The 15440-nt window shown below is 40.1% G+C and carries 15 protein-coding genes; all 15 read right to left on the minus strand.

What is annotated here, in order from left to right; all coding sequences use genetic code 11:
• Positions 1-11 precede the first annotated feature (11 nt).
• The 15 genes from flgC to ylqF all read right to left on the minus strand — a co-directional run bounded on the left by flgC (position 12) and on the right by ylqF (position 15437).
• Entirely contained in the window at positions 12-455 is a 444-nt protein-coding gene (gene flgC / locus NSQ44_RS10790; protein ID WP_340857047.1) for a flagellar basal body rod protein FlgC, read from the minus strand.
• The gene (flgB, locus tag NSQ44_RS10795) at positions 455-844 is read right to left on the minus strand and encodes a flagellar basal body rod protein FlgB (protein WP_063386658.1); all 390 of its coding nucleotides are present in this window, start codon (positions 842-844) and stop codon (positions 455-457) included. Before flgB ends, flgC begins: the two co-directional genes overlap by 1 nt.
• A gap of 348 nt (positions 845-1192) precedes the next feature.
• Positions 1193-1972, minus strand: a complete 780-nt coding sequence (gene codY / locus NSQ44_RS10800; RefSeq protein ID WP_066246516.1) for a GTP-sensing pleiotropic transcriptional regulator CodY — start codon at positions 1970-1972, stop codon at positions 1193-1195.
• Positions 1973-2004: 32 nt separating this feature from the next.
• Positions 2005-3408, minus strand: a complete 1404-nt coding sequence (hslU, locus tag NSQ44_RS10805; RefSeq protein ID WP_063388413.1) for an HslU--HslV peptidase ATPase subunit — start codon at positions 3406-3408, stop codon at positions 2005-2007.
• 15 nt (positions 3409-3423) lie between these two features.
• Positions 3424-3966 carry an ATP-dependent protease subunit HslV gene (gene hslV / locus NSQ44_RS10810; protein ID WP_082829323.1) on the minus strand — a complete coding sequence of 181 codons (543 nt, stop codon included), beginning with the start codon at positions 3964-3966 and terminating at the stop codon, positions 3424-3426.
• Between the two features lie 14 nt (positions 3967-3980).
• Positions 3981-4892 (minus strand): tyrosine recombinase XerC, encoded by a 912-nt coding sequence (gene xerC, locus NSQ44_RS10815; protein ID WP_340857048.1) that lies wholly within the window; start codon positions 4890-4892, stop codon positions 3981-3983.
• Positions 4893-4955: 63 nt separating this feature from the next.
• The gene (trmFO, locus tag NSQ44_RS10820) at positions 4956-6263 is read right to left on the minus strand and encodes an FADH(2)-oxidizing methylenetetrahydrofolate--tRNA-(uracil(54)-C(5))-methyltransferase TrmFO (protein ID WP_066246520.1); all 1308 of its coding nucleotides are present in this window, start codon (positions 6261-6263) and stop codon (positions 4956-4958) included.
• A 119-nt stretch (positions 6264-6382) separates the two neighbouring features.
• Positions 6383-8461 carry a type I DNA topoisomerase gene (gene topA, locus NSQ44_RS10825; protein ID WP_340857049.1) on the minus strand — a complete coding sequence of 693 codons (2079 nt, stop codon included), beginning with the start codon at positions 8459-8461 and terminating at the stop codon, positions 6383-6385.
• Positions 8462-8621: 160 nt separating this feature from the next.
• On the minus strand, positions 8622-9587 hold the full coding sequence (gene dprA / locus NSQ44_RS10830) for a DNA-processing protein DprA (protein ID WP_340857050.1): 966 nt from the start codon (positions 9585-9587) through the stop codon (positions 8622-8624).
• A complete protein-coding gene (gene sucD / locus NSQ44_RS10835) occupies positions 9565-10467 on the minus strand; it encodes a succinate--CoA ligase subunit alpha (RefSeq protein ID WP_066246522.1) in 903 nt (300 codons plus the stop codon). The genes dprA and sucD overlap by 23 nt, the downstream gene beginning before the upstream one ends.
• Before the next feature lie 17 nt (positions 10468-10484).
• Positions 10485-11645: an ADP-forming succinate--CoA ligase subunit beta gene (sucC, locus tag NSQ44_RS10840; RefSeq protein ID WP_094246056.1), complete on the minus strand. Its 1161-nt coding sequence runs from the start codon at positions 11643-11645 to the stop codon at positions 10485-10487.
• 118 nt (positions 11646-11763) lie between these two features.
• On the minus strand, positions 11764-12033 hold the full coding sequence (locus NSQ44_RS10845; protein ID WP_063388419.1) for an EscU/YscU/HrcU family type III secretion system export apparatus switch protein: 270 nt from the start codon (positions 12031-12033) through the stop codon (positions 11764-11766).
• Entirely contained in the window at positions 12030-13517 is a 1488-nt protein-coding gene (locus NSQ44_RS10850; protein WP_340857051.1) for a hypothetical protein, read from the minus strand. The genes NSQ44_RS10845 and NSQ44_RS10850 overlap by 4 nt, the downstream gene beginning before the upstream one ends.
• Positions 13518-13522: 5 nt before the next feature.
• Entirely contained in the window at positions 13523-14305 is a 783-nt protein-coding gene (locus tag NSQ44_RS10855; RefSeq protein WP_412675397.1) for a ribonuclease HII, read from the minus strand.
• Between the two features lie 277 nt (positions 14306-14582).
• Positions 14583-15437 carry a ribosome biogenesis GTPase YlqF gene (gene ylqF, locus NSQ44_RS10860; RefSeq protein WP_327862767.1) on the minus strand — a complete coding sequence of 285 codons (855 nt, stop codon included), beginning with the start codon at positions 15435-15437 and terminating at the stop codon, positions 14583-14585.
• Positions 15438-15440 lie beyond the last annotated feature (3 nt).

The following is a 15440-nucleotide window of genomic DNA, read 5'->3' on the forward strand; positions in this document are numbered from 1 at the left end:
TCACTCCTATTCTATTTCCCTATTTCCAATGCTTTCAGCAGCATGTTTTTCGATGCATTAAAGCTTGTAACATTTGCTTCATATGAGCGCGTGCTGCTGATCAAGTCGACCATTTCTTTTAAAGGATCTACATTTGGCAAAGAAACATAGCCATTTTCGTCTGCATCAGGATGGTCGGGATCATAAACGATTTTAAAAGGCGTCTCGTCCTCAACAATGGCTTGAACTCTCACGCCGTTTCCAACGCCGTTCAGCTCTTGATTCAGAAAAGCTGAGAAAGGTTTTGTATCCTCTGCTGTTACAACCATTTTCCGGCGGTAAGGCTGCCATTGCCCGTCCACATATTCAGCTCTAGTCGTCTCCAAGTTTGCCATATTCGATGAAATGACATCCATTCTCAGCCGCTGAGCTGTTAAAGCTGATGCGGAAATGTTCAAAGACTGAAAAATCCCCATTATGTACGACCACCTTTTATTACTGTTTTTAATGAATTAAATTTGCCATTCAATCTGTCAATCAAGGCATTGTAGAAAATTTGATTTTCCGCAAGCTTTGCCATTTCTTGATCAATATCGACATTATTCCCATTATGCTGATAAGCACTGTTTGTCCTCGTTTCCACAATCGATGTGCTTTCGCTGCCCACAAAAGGAAGATGACGCGGATTGGTCCGATATGCATCCAGTTTTATTTGTTGATCCAAAACGTTTTTAAAATTAACTGTTTTCGCTTTATACCCTGGAGTGTCCACATTTGCAATATTATTGGCTATAACTTTTCCGTTTAAGGAAGAAATTCGAATTGCCTGCTCCAAATTGGCTATTGAATTAGAAAATATTTTCATTGCTCCCTCCAAAAGTATGATGATCTTGTATTGCAAAAGAAATAAGAAGTAAAAATGTCGAATTTTGCTAATTTATAAATATTATTTTAAAAAAGAAACAGCTTAAAGTCTATGTATAATTTGTAAAAAATCGTCGTACATTGCGATTATTTTTTTTCTAGTTCTAAATGACTATCACTTTTTTAACATTGGAATTTGATTCTGCAGCTTTTTCAGAGGGATGAGTAGGAGGTTAGAACTTATTGAAATTGGACAAATCAGCCGATTTTCAAGAAGAAATTTGTAGAAAACATTTATAAAAAGCTGCTTCAAAAGGTTTGATAAACAAACCTTTAGAGCAGCTTTCTTTTAATGGTTTTTTAATTTTTCTAGTTCAACTAAAAATTTGTTGTTTAACACTTTAATATATGTGCCTTTCATACCAAGAGAACGAGATTCAATGACTCCAGCGCTTTCTAACTTGCGAAGCGCATTGACGATCACAGATCTGGTAATGCCGACGCGGTCAGCAATTTTGCTTGCAACTAGCAATCCCTCTGTGCCGCTTAATTCTTCAAAAATGTGTTCGATCGCTTCGAGTTCGCTGTATGATAAAGAGCTGATTGCCATTTGGACAACCGCTTTGCTTCTCGCTTCCTCTTCAATTTCCTCGGCTTTTTCTCTTAAAATCTCCATTCCAACAACAGTTGCCCCGTATTCAGCCAATATTAGGTCATCATCATTAAATTGGGTTCCCAGTCTAGATAATATAAGGGTTCCTAAGCGGTCTCCGCCTCCGATGATCGGTACAATGGTCGTATATCCGTTTTTAAAGAGCTCGCGGTTCTCAACAGGAAATGCAGTATATTCGCTATATACATCTAAATTTGGTGACGTTTCGGTAATATTAAATAAACTTTTCGTATACTCTTCAGGAAATTTTCTTTCCTCCAGCATTTTTTTCATGCGGTCATTATCTATTTGCTTGTTCAAGCCGAAGCCTAATACTTTTCCTCGGCGGCTGAGCACAAAAATATTTGCCTCAATGACTTCGCTTAATGTTTCCGCCATTTCTTTAAAATTAACAGGTTTTCCTGCCGCCTTTTGCAGCATCGCATTAATTTTTCTTGTTTTTTCTAATAACTCCATGATCTCAAATCCTCCTAAAAAATTTCATCTTTTTATAAAATAAATTGACTTAAATCTTTGTTTTGAACAATTTTATTTAATTTTTCTTCCACATAGTTCGGTGTAATCACAACCTTTTCTAAATTTATATCCGGCGCTTCAAACAACAAGTCTTCCAGCAGTTTTTCTAAAATGGTATGAAGCCTTCTTGCCCCAATATTATCTGTATCTTGGTTCACCTGGTAAGCAATTTCAGCAATTTTACGAATAGCTTCGTCAGAAAATTCTAATTTTATACCTTCCGTCTCCAATAATGCTTCATATTGTTTTAATAAAGCATTATCCGGTTCAATTAAAATTCGGACAAAATCATCTGCCGTCAGCTTTTTCAATTCCACGCGAATCGGAAAACGTCCTTGCAATTCAGGGATTAAATCCGATGGCTTCGCCATGTGAAAAGCGCCAGCTGCAATAAAGAGTATATGATCGGTTTTTACGGTGCCATATTTTGTTACAACTGCAGATCCTTCCACGATTGGAAGTATATCTCTTTGCACACCTTCGCGGGAAACATCAGCACCAGAACTGTTGTGGCCGTTTTTGGCGATTTTGTCGATTTCATCGATAAAAATGATGCCTGATTGTTCCGCGCGTTCAATGGCAAGCTGTGTCACTTCGTCCATATCAATCAGTTTTGCTGCTTCTTCATTCGTCAAAACCTTTCGGGCGTTTTTCACAGTAAGCTTTCTTTTTTTCTTCCTTTTTGGAAGAAGACTGTTCAAAGCATCCTGCATATTAAAGCCCATCTGCTCCATCCCTGTCCCTTGCAGGAGATCGAACATAGAGGGCTGCTGTTCCTCAATTTCAACCGTAACAAAATGATCTTCCAGTTCGCCTGCTGCTAATTTGCGCGCGATTTCTCTCCGCTTCTCCTTTAGATCCTGTTCATTTTCTCCCTGCGTTTCGAACGAATTTGTTTGTTGATTTCCTCCGAAAAGCATTTCTAAAGGATTTTTGTAAGCAGCCTGTTTTTTCTTACTCGGAACGAGGAGCTCGATCAGCCTGCGATTGGCGTTTTCTTCCGCTTGAGCTCTTACTTCCTGCATTTTTTCTTCCTTCACAAGCCGGACGGAAGTTTCCACTAAATCGCGAACCATCGATTCCACATCTCGCCCAACATACCCTACTTCTGTAAATTTTGTTGCCTCCACCTTTACAAAGGGCGCGCCGACGAGCTTTGCAATTCTCCTAGCAATTTCAGTTTTTCCAACCCCAGTCGGACCAATCATTAAAATGTTTTTCGGAACTACTTCATCGCGAATTTTTTCATCCAATAGGCTTCTCCGGTATCGATTTCTTAACGCAACAGCAACCGCTTTTTTCGCTTCTTCCTGACCGACTATGTATTGGTCTAATCGTTCAACAATTTGTTTCGGAGATAATTGCATTTTTTTCATTCGCCTCCCTCCTTTCTAAAGTTCCTCAACGATAATGTTATTGTTCGTAAAAACGCAAATATTTGCTGCTATTTCTAGAGCGGATTTAGCGATTTCTTTGGCAGACATTTGTTCACCGGCATATTGTTTCAATGCACGGCCAGCAGCAAGGGCATAATTTCCCCCTGAGCCGATAGCTAAAATGCCATCATCCGGTTCGATTACTTCACCCGTTCCAGAAAGGAGCAGAAGCTTTTGGGCATCCATCACAATTAACATTGCTTCTAATTGTCTTAATACTTTGTCACTTCGCCACTCTTTTGCCATTTCCACAGCCGCTCTTGCCAAATTGCCGTTATACTCTTCCAGGCTGCCTTCAAACTTTTCAAAGAGCGTAAACGCATCAGCAACAGATCCCGCAAATCCAGCAAGCACTTTTCCATTATAAATTTTTCGGACCTTTCGTGCTGTATGCTTCATCACAACTTGATTACCAAGTGTTACTTGTCCATCACCTGCCATCGCGCATTGTCCTTTATGGCGAATGGCAAAAATCGTTGTCGCATGAAATGTTGACAATTGCAAGCCTCCCTTTAAGAATCTTTTGCCCGTGGATGGTAGTCCATATAAACACTTTTCAAATGGTCTTTTGACACATGGGTATAAATTTGCGTTGATGATAAATGAACATGGCCCAAAAGTTCTTGAACACTTCTTAAGTCAGCTCCAGCATTTAAGAGGTGAGTCGCAAAAGTATGCCTAAACATATGTGGATGAAGATGCAGATTTTTTGCTGAAGCATCTATCAGCTGTTTTAAGATATACCGAACTCCCCTTGCTGTTAAAGGCTTTCCCCGATGGTTTACAAACAAAAAGCGATGATCCTGTCCGGACTGATTTTTCATTAGCTTGCTTCTGCCATCATGGATATATCGTTCCGCTGCCTGACGTGCATAGCTTCCGAAAGGCACATAGCGCTGTTTGTTTCCTTTTCCATTTACTAAAATGGTCTCAATGGAAAAATCTAGATCTTCAAGGCGAATTTGGCATAATTCGCTTACACGGATTCCCGTTCCATATAAAAATTCCAAAATCAATTGATTCCGCTGCCCGAGCGGATCATTCAGGTCGGAAATGGAAAACAGCATTTCCAGCTCCTCATCAAATAAAAATCTAGGGATCGCTTTTTTTTGCTTCGGAAGTGACACTAAAGAAAAAGGATTGTCCGTTACATATTTTTCCCGCAAAAGAAAATGATAAAAAGTTCTAATGCTTGAAATCTTACGGGAAATGGATGTTTTGGAATACTTTTTGCTTAAATCCGTCAAAAAAATACGTATATCTGAATATTGAACGTCATCCAGCCTTTCTAACCCTTCTTTTTCCATAAAAGAAAAAAAATCATTCAAGTCATGCAGATAATTCACAATTGTATATTGTGAATAATTTTTTTCAATTTGTAAATATTCAATGAATAAATTTAAATAATTCTTAACATTTTCCACTCTTAGCACCTCACAAAGGGCTACTAAATCGTATCACATTTGCAGTAGCCCTTTCAATCCATTTTATAATTTTTTCGAAATTTTTTGAATAGTTTGAAGTGCTCTTTTTGCCAATTGTTCATTTCTTTCTTTTTTCACTTTAATGTGGGTGTCAAGCGGTTTAAAAAGACCAAAATTCGCATTCATCGGCTGAAAATTATTCGGATCTGCCGTTGTAATATACTTTGCCATGCTTCCCATTGCTGTTTCATCAGGAAATTCAATCAATTCCTTTCCCAAAACGAGGCATGCCGCATTAATGCCTGCTATTAATCCGGAGGCAGCTGACTCAACATAGCCTTCTACGCCAGTCATTTGTCCGGCGAAAAACAAATCCTCGCGCCCTTTATATTGATAAGTTGGTCTAAGCAGTTTCGGGGAATTGATAAACGTATTTCGATGCATCACTCCATATCTGACAATTTCCGCCTTTTCAAGCCCCGGAATCATCTGAATGATTTCCTTTTGCGGACCCCATTTTAGATGAGTTTGGAAGCCGACGATATTATACAAAGTCCCTGCCGCATTATCCTGCCGCAGCTGGACGACGGCAAAAGGACGCTTTCCTGTTTCGGGATGCTCCAAGCCGACAGGCTTCATCGGTCCGAAAAGAAGCGTTTTCTTTCCTCTCTTTGCCATGACTTCAATCGGCATGCATCCTTCAAAAAAGATTTCTTTCTCAAATTCTTTTAGAGGAACAGTTTCCGCGCTGATTAATGCCTCATAAAAGCGGTCGAACTCTTCCTCTGTCATCGGACAGTTTAAATATGCAGCCTCCCCTTTGTCGTATCTTGATTTCAAATATACTTTTTCCATATCAATGCTGTCTTTTTCAATTATCGGTGCGGCTGCGTCGTAAAAATATAAATATTCCTCGCCAGTAAGCTTTTTTAATGCTTCCGATAATGCTTCTGAAGTTAAAGGTCCTGTCGCTATTACCGTTGGCCCTTCTGGAATGTCCGTCACTTCTTCGTGAAAGACGGTAATATTGGGATGTTCTTTCACCCGTTTAGTGACGATATCCGCAAATTCGTGGCGATCAACGGCAAGTGCACCCCCAGCCGGAACGGAACATTGATCAGCAGCCGAAATAATTACGGAGTCACACATTCTCATTTCTTCTTTCAATACTCCGACTGCATTTGTCAAAGAATTGGCTCTCAACGAATTAGAGCAGACCAGTTCAGCAAATTTATCCGTATGATGGGCCGGAGTTTGCTTTTTTGGACGCATTTCGTACAAGCGAACTTGAATTCCTCTTTTGGCAATTTGCCATGCCGCTTCGCTTCCAGCTAGCCCAGCACCGATAACGTTGACAACTTGATTGTTCATTTTAGCACTCCTCCGTCTTTATAAAAGCTCTCTTCTTGTTGTGTTTTCGTAAAAAAAAAGCCGAAATATCTCCATGAAGAAGGTGAGCTTTACATTGCTCACCAAAGAGAAGATATTTGTTAACGCTGCGGTTCTTCTTTATAGTCGCAAGAAGAACATTGCACTTGAACACCTTTTTTCAAACGTTTTTCTACCAAAATTTCTCCACATTTCGGACATTTTCTTTCAACCGGCTTTTCCCAAGAAATAAAATCGCACTCTGGGTAACGGTCACATCCATAAAATACGCGGCGTCTCTTCGACTTTCTCTCCACAATATTTCCCTCATGGCATTTCGGACATTTCAAACCGATTTCTTTTAAAATCGGTTTTGTATTGCGGCAGTCTGGAAAATTGGAGCAAGCCAAAAATTTTCCGTACCTTCCCATTTTGTAAACCATTTCGCTTCCGCATTTTTCACACTTTACACCGGCATATTCATCTTTTATTTCTACCTTTTCCATTTCATTTTCGGCTTTTTTAACATTCTTTGAAAAATCATGATAAAATTCATCAATAATTTTTACCCAATTTACTTTTCCTTCTTCAATATCATCTAAATCATGCTCCATTTTCGCAGTAAATTCCACATCCAAAATTTCAGGGAAAAATTCCATCATCAGCTCGTGGACAATTTGGCCAAGTTCTGTTGGGACAAATCGTTTGTTTTCAAGCGCAACATACCCTCTTCTTTGAATGGTATCGAGCGTCGGTGCATATGTAGAAGGACGTCCTATGCCTAATTCCTCCAGCGTTTTGACAAGCCTCGCTTCCGTATACCTTGGAGGCGGCTGTGTAAAGTGCTGCTCCGGTTTTAAATCTTTTGAAAAGATTTTATCCCCTTCCTGAAGATCAGGCAAAAGACGATTACTTTTATCTTCTTTTTGATCGTCCGTCCCTTCTACATATACTTTCATAAAACCATGGAATTTGATTTTTGAACCGTTTGCACGGAACATAACACCATTGTTCTCCAAATCAACGCTCATCGTATCCATGACAGCCGGCGACATTTGGCTCGCGATAAATCGTTCCCAAATCAGTTTGTATAATTTATATTGGTCTTTTGTTAAAAAGTCTTTTATTCCATCCGGATTTCGAAAAGCGCTGGTCGGCCGTATCGCTTCGTGTGCATCCTGAACATTGCCTGATTTCTGACTTCCTCTCGTTTTTACTTGCGCATATTCACTGCCAAACATCTTTTCAATATAACTGATTGCCTCCGATTTCGCTGTGTCTGAAATTCGCGTGGAATCGGTACGCATATAAGTAATCAATCCGACAGTGCCTTCCTTGCCGAGGTCAATTCCTTCATACAGCTGTTGTGCTACCATCATCGTTTTCTTCGCACGGAAATTGAGTTTCCTTGCAGCTTCCTGCTGTAAAGAGGAAGTTGTAAATGGAGGTGCAGGATTTCTTCTCCGTTCTTTTTTTGTTACTTTCGTTACAGTAAACTCATTTCCAATAACTTTTTGGAGCACCTGTTTTACATCTTCTTCTGTTTTCAAATCCTTTTTTTTGCCTTCAACACCCCAAAAAGCAGCTTCAAACGACTCCGTTCCTTTAAGAAAGTCTCCGTTAATCGTCCAATATTCCTCAGGCTTGAAATGTTTAATTTCATTTTCACGATCGATAATTAGACGGACTGCAACAGATTGAACTCTCCCGGCACTTAAACCCTTCTTTACCTTTTTCCAAAGGATCGGGCTGATATTGTAGCCGACCAGCCTGTCTAATACCCTTCTTGCCTGCTGGGCATCAACTAAATCCATGTTAATAGCTCTTGGCGATTTAAAAGAATCTTTGATCGCATCTTTTGTAATTTCATTGAACACAACGCGGCAATCGGATTGGATATCAATATCTAAGCTTTGCGCTAAATGCCACGCAATCGCCTCTCCCTCTCTGTCCGGGTCGGCTGCAAGAAAAACTTTTTTCGCCTTTTTGGCAGCGTTCTTGAGCTCTTTCAGAACCGGCCCTTTCCCTCTAATCGTGATGTATTTTGGTTGAAAATTGTGCTCTATGTCAACTCCCATTTGACTTTTAGGCAAGTCCCGAACATGGCCCATTGAAGCCTTCACGGTATATTTTTTTCCTAAATACTTTTCAATTGTTTTTGCCTTTGCTGGCGACTCCACAATGACTAAGTAGTCCGACATTCATTTTTCCTCCTTAAGAGGTTTTCTCTCTTTTTATGCATCAGTTTATGAAAATGATTGTTGATCATTCAACTGTTAAAATAATCTTCACTATTATTAAATATTCCAATGCATTTTGTCAAACAGTATTCATCAGCTTCCGCCTTTAGACGCAAAAAAATTATTTTTCTTCATACATCGGCTTTAATTCTTCTATAATCTCATCAGGTGACAGGGCAAGCGCTGCCCCTTCCTTTAACAATTGTATATTCCCTTGAAATAATGGATCAAATAATGGCACCGGGGGTGAAAAAACGATTCTCCCTTGTTCCAATGCATGCTGGGCAGTGATAAGAGAACCGCTTCGTTTGGAAGCTTGAGCAACAAAGGTTCCTAAGCTTAATCCGCTAATAATTCTATTTCGCATTGGAAACATCCATTTTTCCGGTCTTTTATATGGAGGATGCTCAGAGAGGAGAAGATGCTCCTTTTGGATGATTTTAGCCAGCTCCATGTTTTCTTTCGGATAAATATGATCAAATCCGCCAGCGATTACGGCAATTGTTTTCGAATTTTCCTCAATGGCCGTCCAATGGGCTTTCGCATCAATACCGAGGGCAAGCCCGCTGATTATCGTAAATTTTTGCTTCGCCAAATGCGTAACAAAATATTGAACAAGGTCGCAGCCATATTTCGATGCATGACGGGTTCCGACAACGCTTAAATTTCGGATATTTTTTAATAGACTAATATCCCCTTGGCAAAATAAAACGGGAGGCGGATCAAAAATATGCTTTAAATACGTTGGATAATGGGAATCAATGATCGTAATCAGGTGGATATTCCTGTTTTTATAATAGTTTAGCAGGCTCTCCGTTGAAATGGATTGGTAATCTTCTATAAACGTTGAATAGTTTTTAGGAGGAATAAACAGACGGGTGGCTAATGTTTGAGGCGTTAGATGCAGAGCTTCTTCATACATGCCTTCCTGTTCAAAAAGCTGAACGATTCTTCTCTTTGCCGCACCTTTGCAATGAGCGAGTTTTATTAATAAATTTCTAGGATTAATTGCCCTCACCTCAATTCTATAAAGAAGGAATAGCCTTGAGGCTACTCCTTTTGTTTTAATGAGTTTTGCATTTTTCATATAAACCTTTTTCTTTTAAAACTGAGATTAACGTCTCACCAATAACGGAAGGAGTATCTGCGACTTTAATACCACATTCATTCATTTTCTTAATTTTTTCCGCTGCTGTTCCTTTACCTCCGGAAATAATTGCGCCCGCATGTCCCATGCGTTTTCCTGGAGGTGCTGTTTGTCCGCCGATAAATCCTACGACTGGTTTTGTCATGTTTGCTTTAATCCATTCAGCTGCTTCTTCTTCCGCTGTACCCCCGATTTCACCAATCATAATGACGGCATATGTTTCCGGATCTTCGTTAAATGCTTTTAGCACGTCAATGAAGTTTGTGCCGTTTACAGGGTCCCCGCCAATTCCAACAGCCGTTGACTGACCAATGCCTGCTTGCGAAAGCTGATGAACCGCTTCATATGTCAAAGTACCTGAACGGGAAACGACTCCGACATGTCCCTTAGTGTGGATATATCCAGGCATAATGCCGATTTTACATTCGCCAGGTGTGATGACTCCCGGGCAGTTCGGTCCGATTAATCGAGTTTTCTTTCCTTCCATGTATCTTTTTACTTTGACCATGTCTAAAACCGGGATATGTTCTGTAATACAGATGACTAGGTCAAGCTCCGCATCAACCGCTTCCATAATGGCATCCGCTGCAAAAGGAGCTGGGACATAAATAACGGAAGCATTGGCACCGGTTTGTTTCACCGCTTCTTCAACCGTGTTGAAAACCGGAACTCCTTCGACTTCCTGACCGCCTTTGCCTGGGGATGTCCCGCCGACAATCTTCGTTCCGTATTCAAGCATTTGTTTCGTATGGAATAATGCAGTAGATCCAGTAATCCCCTGAACGATTACTTTTGTGTCTTTATTAATAAATACGCTCATTCTTCTCCCTCGCTTTCCTATTTCACTAATGAAACGATTTTTTGCGCCCCGTCTGCCATAGACTCTGCAGATGTAATATTTAGGCCTGACTCTTCTAGTATTTTTTTACCAAGCTCAACATTCGTTCCCTCAAGACGAACGACTAGCGGGATCGTCAAGCCAACTTGTTTTGTCGCCTCAACGACACCTTGTGCGATGACATCGCATTTCATAATGCCTCCAAAGATATTGACGAAAATCCCTTTTACGTTTTCATCCGACAAAATAATTTTAAACGCTTCCGTAACCTTTTCTGCCGTTGCGCCGCCGCCGACATCTAGGAAGTTTGCTGGTTCACCGCCGTAATATTTAATAATATCCATCGTTGCCATGGCAAGACCTGCTCCGTTTACCATGCACCCGATATTGCCATCAAGAGCTATGTAGCTTAAATCATATTTTGAAGCTTCAATTTCTTTCGGATTTTCCTCATCTAAATCACGATATTCCAACACATCTTTTTGACGGTATAATGCATTGGAGTCAAAGTTTAGTTTAGCATCCAAAGCCATAACCTTTCCGTCGCCTGTAACGACAAGCGGGTTAATTTCCGCAATGGAGCAATCCTTTTCGACAAATACTTGATAAAGTCCCAACATAAATTTAACAGCTTGTCCGACTAATTCTTTCGGAATGTTAATGTTAAATGCGATTCGGCGAGCTTGGAAAGGTTGAAGTCCTACTGCCGGATCAATATATTCTTTGAAGATTTTTTCCGGTGTTTTCGCTGCCACTTCTTCAATTTCGGTGCCGCCTTCCTCAGACGCCATCAAAACAACGCGGGAGGTTGCGCGATCAACAACAAAACCAACATAATATTCTTTTTTAATGTCACAACCTTCTTCAATTAAAAGACGTTTGACTTCTTTTCCTTCTGGTCCTGTTTGATGTGTAACGAGCGTTTTTCCTAACAATTCACTAGCATACTCGCGAACCTCTTCTAAACTTTTCGCTACTTTTACTCCGCCAGCTTTCCCGCGGCCGCCAGCATGAATTTGCGCTTTGACTACCACTACGTCAGTACCCAGCTCTTTTGCAGCTTCAACCGCTTCATCAACGGAAAACGCAACTTTGCCGTTCGGTACCGTGACGCCGTATTTTCTGAGGATTTCTTTCCCCTGGTACTCATGGATATTCATATCCCATCCTCCTAACTTATGTATCTTAGCCTTTTCGAGGCAATTTTAGACTGCGCTTTCATTGTATAAAAATGTTTCATCATTGTCTACCATTCTTTATAAAAAGACGTCGTTTATTTCATCTTTGCTGGTCTAAGCGGTATATAAAGCTTAAAAGCTCAGCTACCACTTCATAAAGCTCCTCGGGAATTTGCTCATTTATTTCCACTTCTGACAAAAGTTCAATAAGCGAGGGATCTTCTTGAATCGGAACATTGTTTTCTCTAGCTTTTTCAATGATTTTTTCAGCGACATATCCTTTACCTTTTGCCGATACTTTTGGCGCGGCGTCCTTTTCATCGTTATAGCTGAGGGCAACAGCTTTTAAATCTTTTGTTTCTTTTTTCATATTTTGATGTCCACCTTCTGGTAAGGTTGTCCGGAAATGACCTTTTGAGTTTGTTCATCTGTTTTTCCCTTTTGGATAGAAACTCCTGTTAAAACATAATTGATTTGTTTTAAATTTTCCTGAAGGCTTCCCAAATGCTGAACAATATCGCTTTCTTCAAGAATGTCGTTGTAAATCGTAACTTTTACAGCGCGATTTTGAATGAATACGTCCACTACTGTTTCTTTTATTTCTTTTAAATACAATGAAAAAACGATTCGGCAAAAATTAGGATTTATTTTTTCTGTTTCGTCTTTTTTTCCGTTGATTTGGATTGTAATATCCGTCCATTGCTCTCCTAACTGAATGGGGACATGAATAAAAAATTGTTCAACAGGTCCTTTTTGTTCCCGCATAAAATGCTGTCCGTTTATGTAATCTAAAGCGCGCTCCATCGCCCCTCTTAAACTTGAATGTTCCATATTTTGCAAATATTTTATAAGCAGTGTCTTTAATGGCCATTCACTCTGACCGCTACTGCTTTCAGCATGTTCAAATAAGCCGATTTTGGCTATCGCTGTTTTTAACAATTGTTTCACTTCTTGAGCGGAAACGTTGTGGATGCTTTGCTGAAACATTGCTTTCAGCGTATTTTTTTCTTCCGCGTTCAGCATTTGTTCAATTCTACTTCCGTCCGCCTTGTCTTTTGAGAATGGTTGAAGCAATGCTTGCTCACTGTTTTCATTCAGTATAAGCTGCTTAATGGCTAGCGGATTTTCTTTCATCCAAAATTCAAGCTTATTCAACAATTGCTTGGAAAAGGTGTCATTTCTTTCTCGCAATATTTGGTTCACTTCTTCGGCTTTATATAGAAAACGAAGGTTTGTAAGCTGAAACAGGTTTCGGTTTAGATCTTTCATGTCCTCGGCTCTTCCGCTATTGTTTAACATTTCGTCTAATTGAAAAAGGAGCTGAGACAGCTTCTTCTCATCTTGAACAGCCAGCAAAGGACGGATGACATGCTCCGCAATTGGCAGTTTTTTTTCAAAAGCGATGAGAAGCGCCTGAAATAAACTTTCACGAGGAGCTTTTCCCTTAAAGGACTGCAAAATGTTGATGGCAAGAGCCAAGTCTTTTTTGGAAAAAGGAATTTCATTTTCCAGCAGCAAATCAATAAGCTGCGAGGCCGTATTGTCAGCAGGCAGGCGGAAATGTTCAAGAATAGCTCGGCCTGTATGACCTTCATCTTTTTCCGGAAACAAAAGCTTCAGTCTGATTCCGCTTTCCGTTACTTCAGTCTGAAACCAATAAGTTTTCATTGCTTGAATATCCGCCTCAACAGCAACGGTTAATTTCATTTTTCCAATTGCAAGCAATGCATGAGAATTAGGATAAATTTTCAACACTTTTCCTTTCACAATCTCTTGATCTTGAAATGTTTTGGCCGCGGGATCAAAAAGAGATTGAAGACTTATCTTCCTAAGAAGAGCAGATATTTCATTCATTCTTATCACCCGTTAAAAAAGTTTAACGCATCTTGTACCGGAGCAAAGCTTTTCCGATGATGCTCCGTCACACCGTGCTTCTCGATCGCTTCCAAATGCTGCTTTGTGCCGTAGCCCACATGACGTTCAAAGCCGTATTCCGGAAATTGCTTTCCCAGCTCTTCCATGTACCTGTCTCTCACAACTTTTGCGACGCAGGAGCTTGCTGCAATCGTAATGCTTTTTTCATCACCCTTAATGATGGAAAGCTGCGGAATATTAATTGGTAATTCAAGAGCATCAATCAATAAATGATCCGGCTTTGCCTGCTTTAGCTGATCAATGGCTAAAAGCATTGCTTTTTTTGTCGCATTGTAAATGTTTAGTTCATCAATTTCTTTTGCCGACACAAACCCAATCCCGACATCTACTGCCAGATCCATTATGTATTGAAAAAACTCTTCCCGTTTTTGCTTCGAAATTTTTTTCGAGTCCGTTAGCCCCGGCAAATAAAATTCATCAGGCAAAATCACGCAAGCAGCAACGACCGGACCTGCAAGACACCCTCTTCCCACTTCATCAATGCCTGCCAGCATTCGAAATCCCTTTTCTTTCAATTCTCTTTCGTATTTGCACATGTTTTGAAACTGCTGTCTCAATTGCTGCTCTTTTTCATATTGCTTCAGCCATTTTTTTACTAATTTTTGGACGGTTTTCCGCTCATCTTTTTGGCAGGCAAGAAAAAAAGGGTCGTTTATATCATGGATGGCACTGAGCTTTTCTTCAATTTCCTTTGCCGTTAAATTCAACTTTCTTCAACCTCTCCCTTAATATTTGCATTTGTAAATTTCGTTCGAATAGTTTGTACATGAACGGCTTCCTCGGCTGCAATTTGATTAAGCGTCTATTTTTCACATGCTCAAATGACTTTCAAGACTTTTTTACTATTTCCCGAAAGCTTCTTTGGAAGCTCTTTACCCGTCAAGAAAGGAAAACCGATTAACCGGTTAAGCGCCGATTGCACCGCTTCTCTCAAGTGAACGAGTTTTGTTAAAAATAAAATATAGACACGCGGAATGCGTGCCTTTATTCATTTGGCCGGTCAAAACTTATTTTCCCCAGCTTCAATGTCCGAACATCCCTTATGAACACTTCCGCCGTCTTGTCATAGTCTATCAGGCCGCCAGCTGATAAACAGCCTCTTTTTTTTCCAATATGATCAAATAAGTCGACGATTTCATTTTCATTCGATAGATTGTCGATTTGATAGCGATCCATTAAACGATCTGGATAATGCTTGATCAAGTATCGCATCGCATAAACTGCTACATCCTGCAAATTTAAAATCTCATCCTTAATGGCGCCTGTCGCAGCCAGCTTCAGCCCGACTTCTTCATCTTCAAATTTCGGCCAAAGAATGCCTGGGGTATCGAGCAGCTCCAATTCTTTTCCTGTCTTGATCCAGCTTTGCTGTTTCGTTATGCCTGGACGATCGCCGGTTTTGGCAATGTTTCTTCCTGCAAGGCGATTGATCAGCGTTGATTTACCGACATTCGGAATTCCAACAATTAATGCGCGGATCGCCCTTGGTTTTACCCCTTTTGCTTTCATTTTTTCACGTTCTTTTTCGAGCAGTTCTTTTGAAAGCTGCACGATTTGTTTTAGTCCTGATCCTGTTTGCGAGTCGATGGCTATTGATGCAATGCCCTGTTCTTTGTAGTACTGAATCCATTCTTTCGTAATGCTTTCGTCTGCCATATCCTTTTTATTTAAAATTAAAATTCTTTTTTTATTGGCAATAATGTCATCAATCATCGGATTTCTCGATGACTGAGGGATTCGGGCATCGACAAGCTCATAGACAATATCTATCAGTTTCAATTTTTCAACAACTTGCCGTCTCGCTTTTGCCATATGCCCTGGAAACCATTGAATCGTCATCTA

The sequence above is a fragment of the Aeribacillus sp. FSL M8-0254 genome (genome assembly GCF_038008845.1).
GTDB lineage: Bacteria > Bacillota > Bacilli > Bacillales > Aeribacillaceae > Aeribacillus > Aeribacillus composti.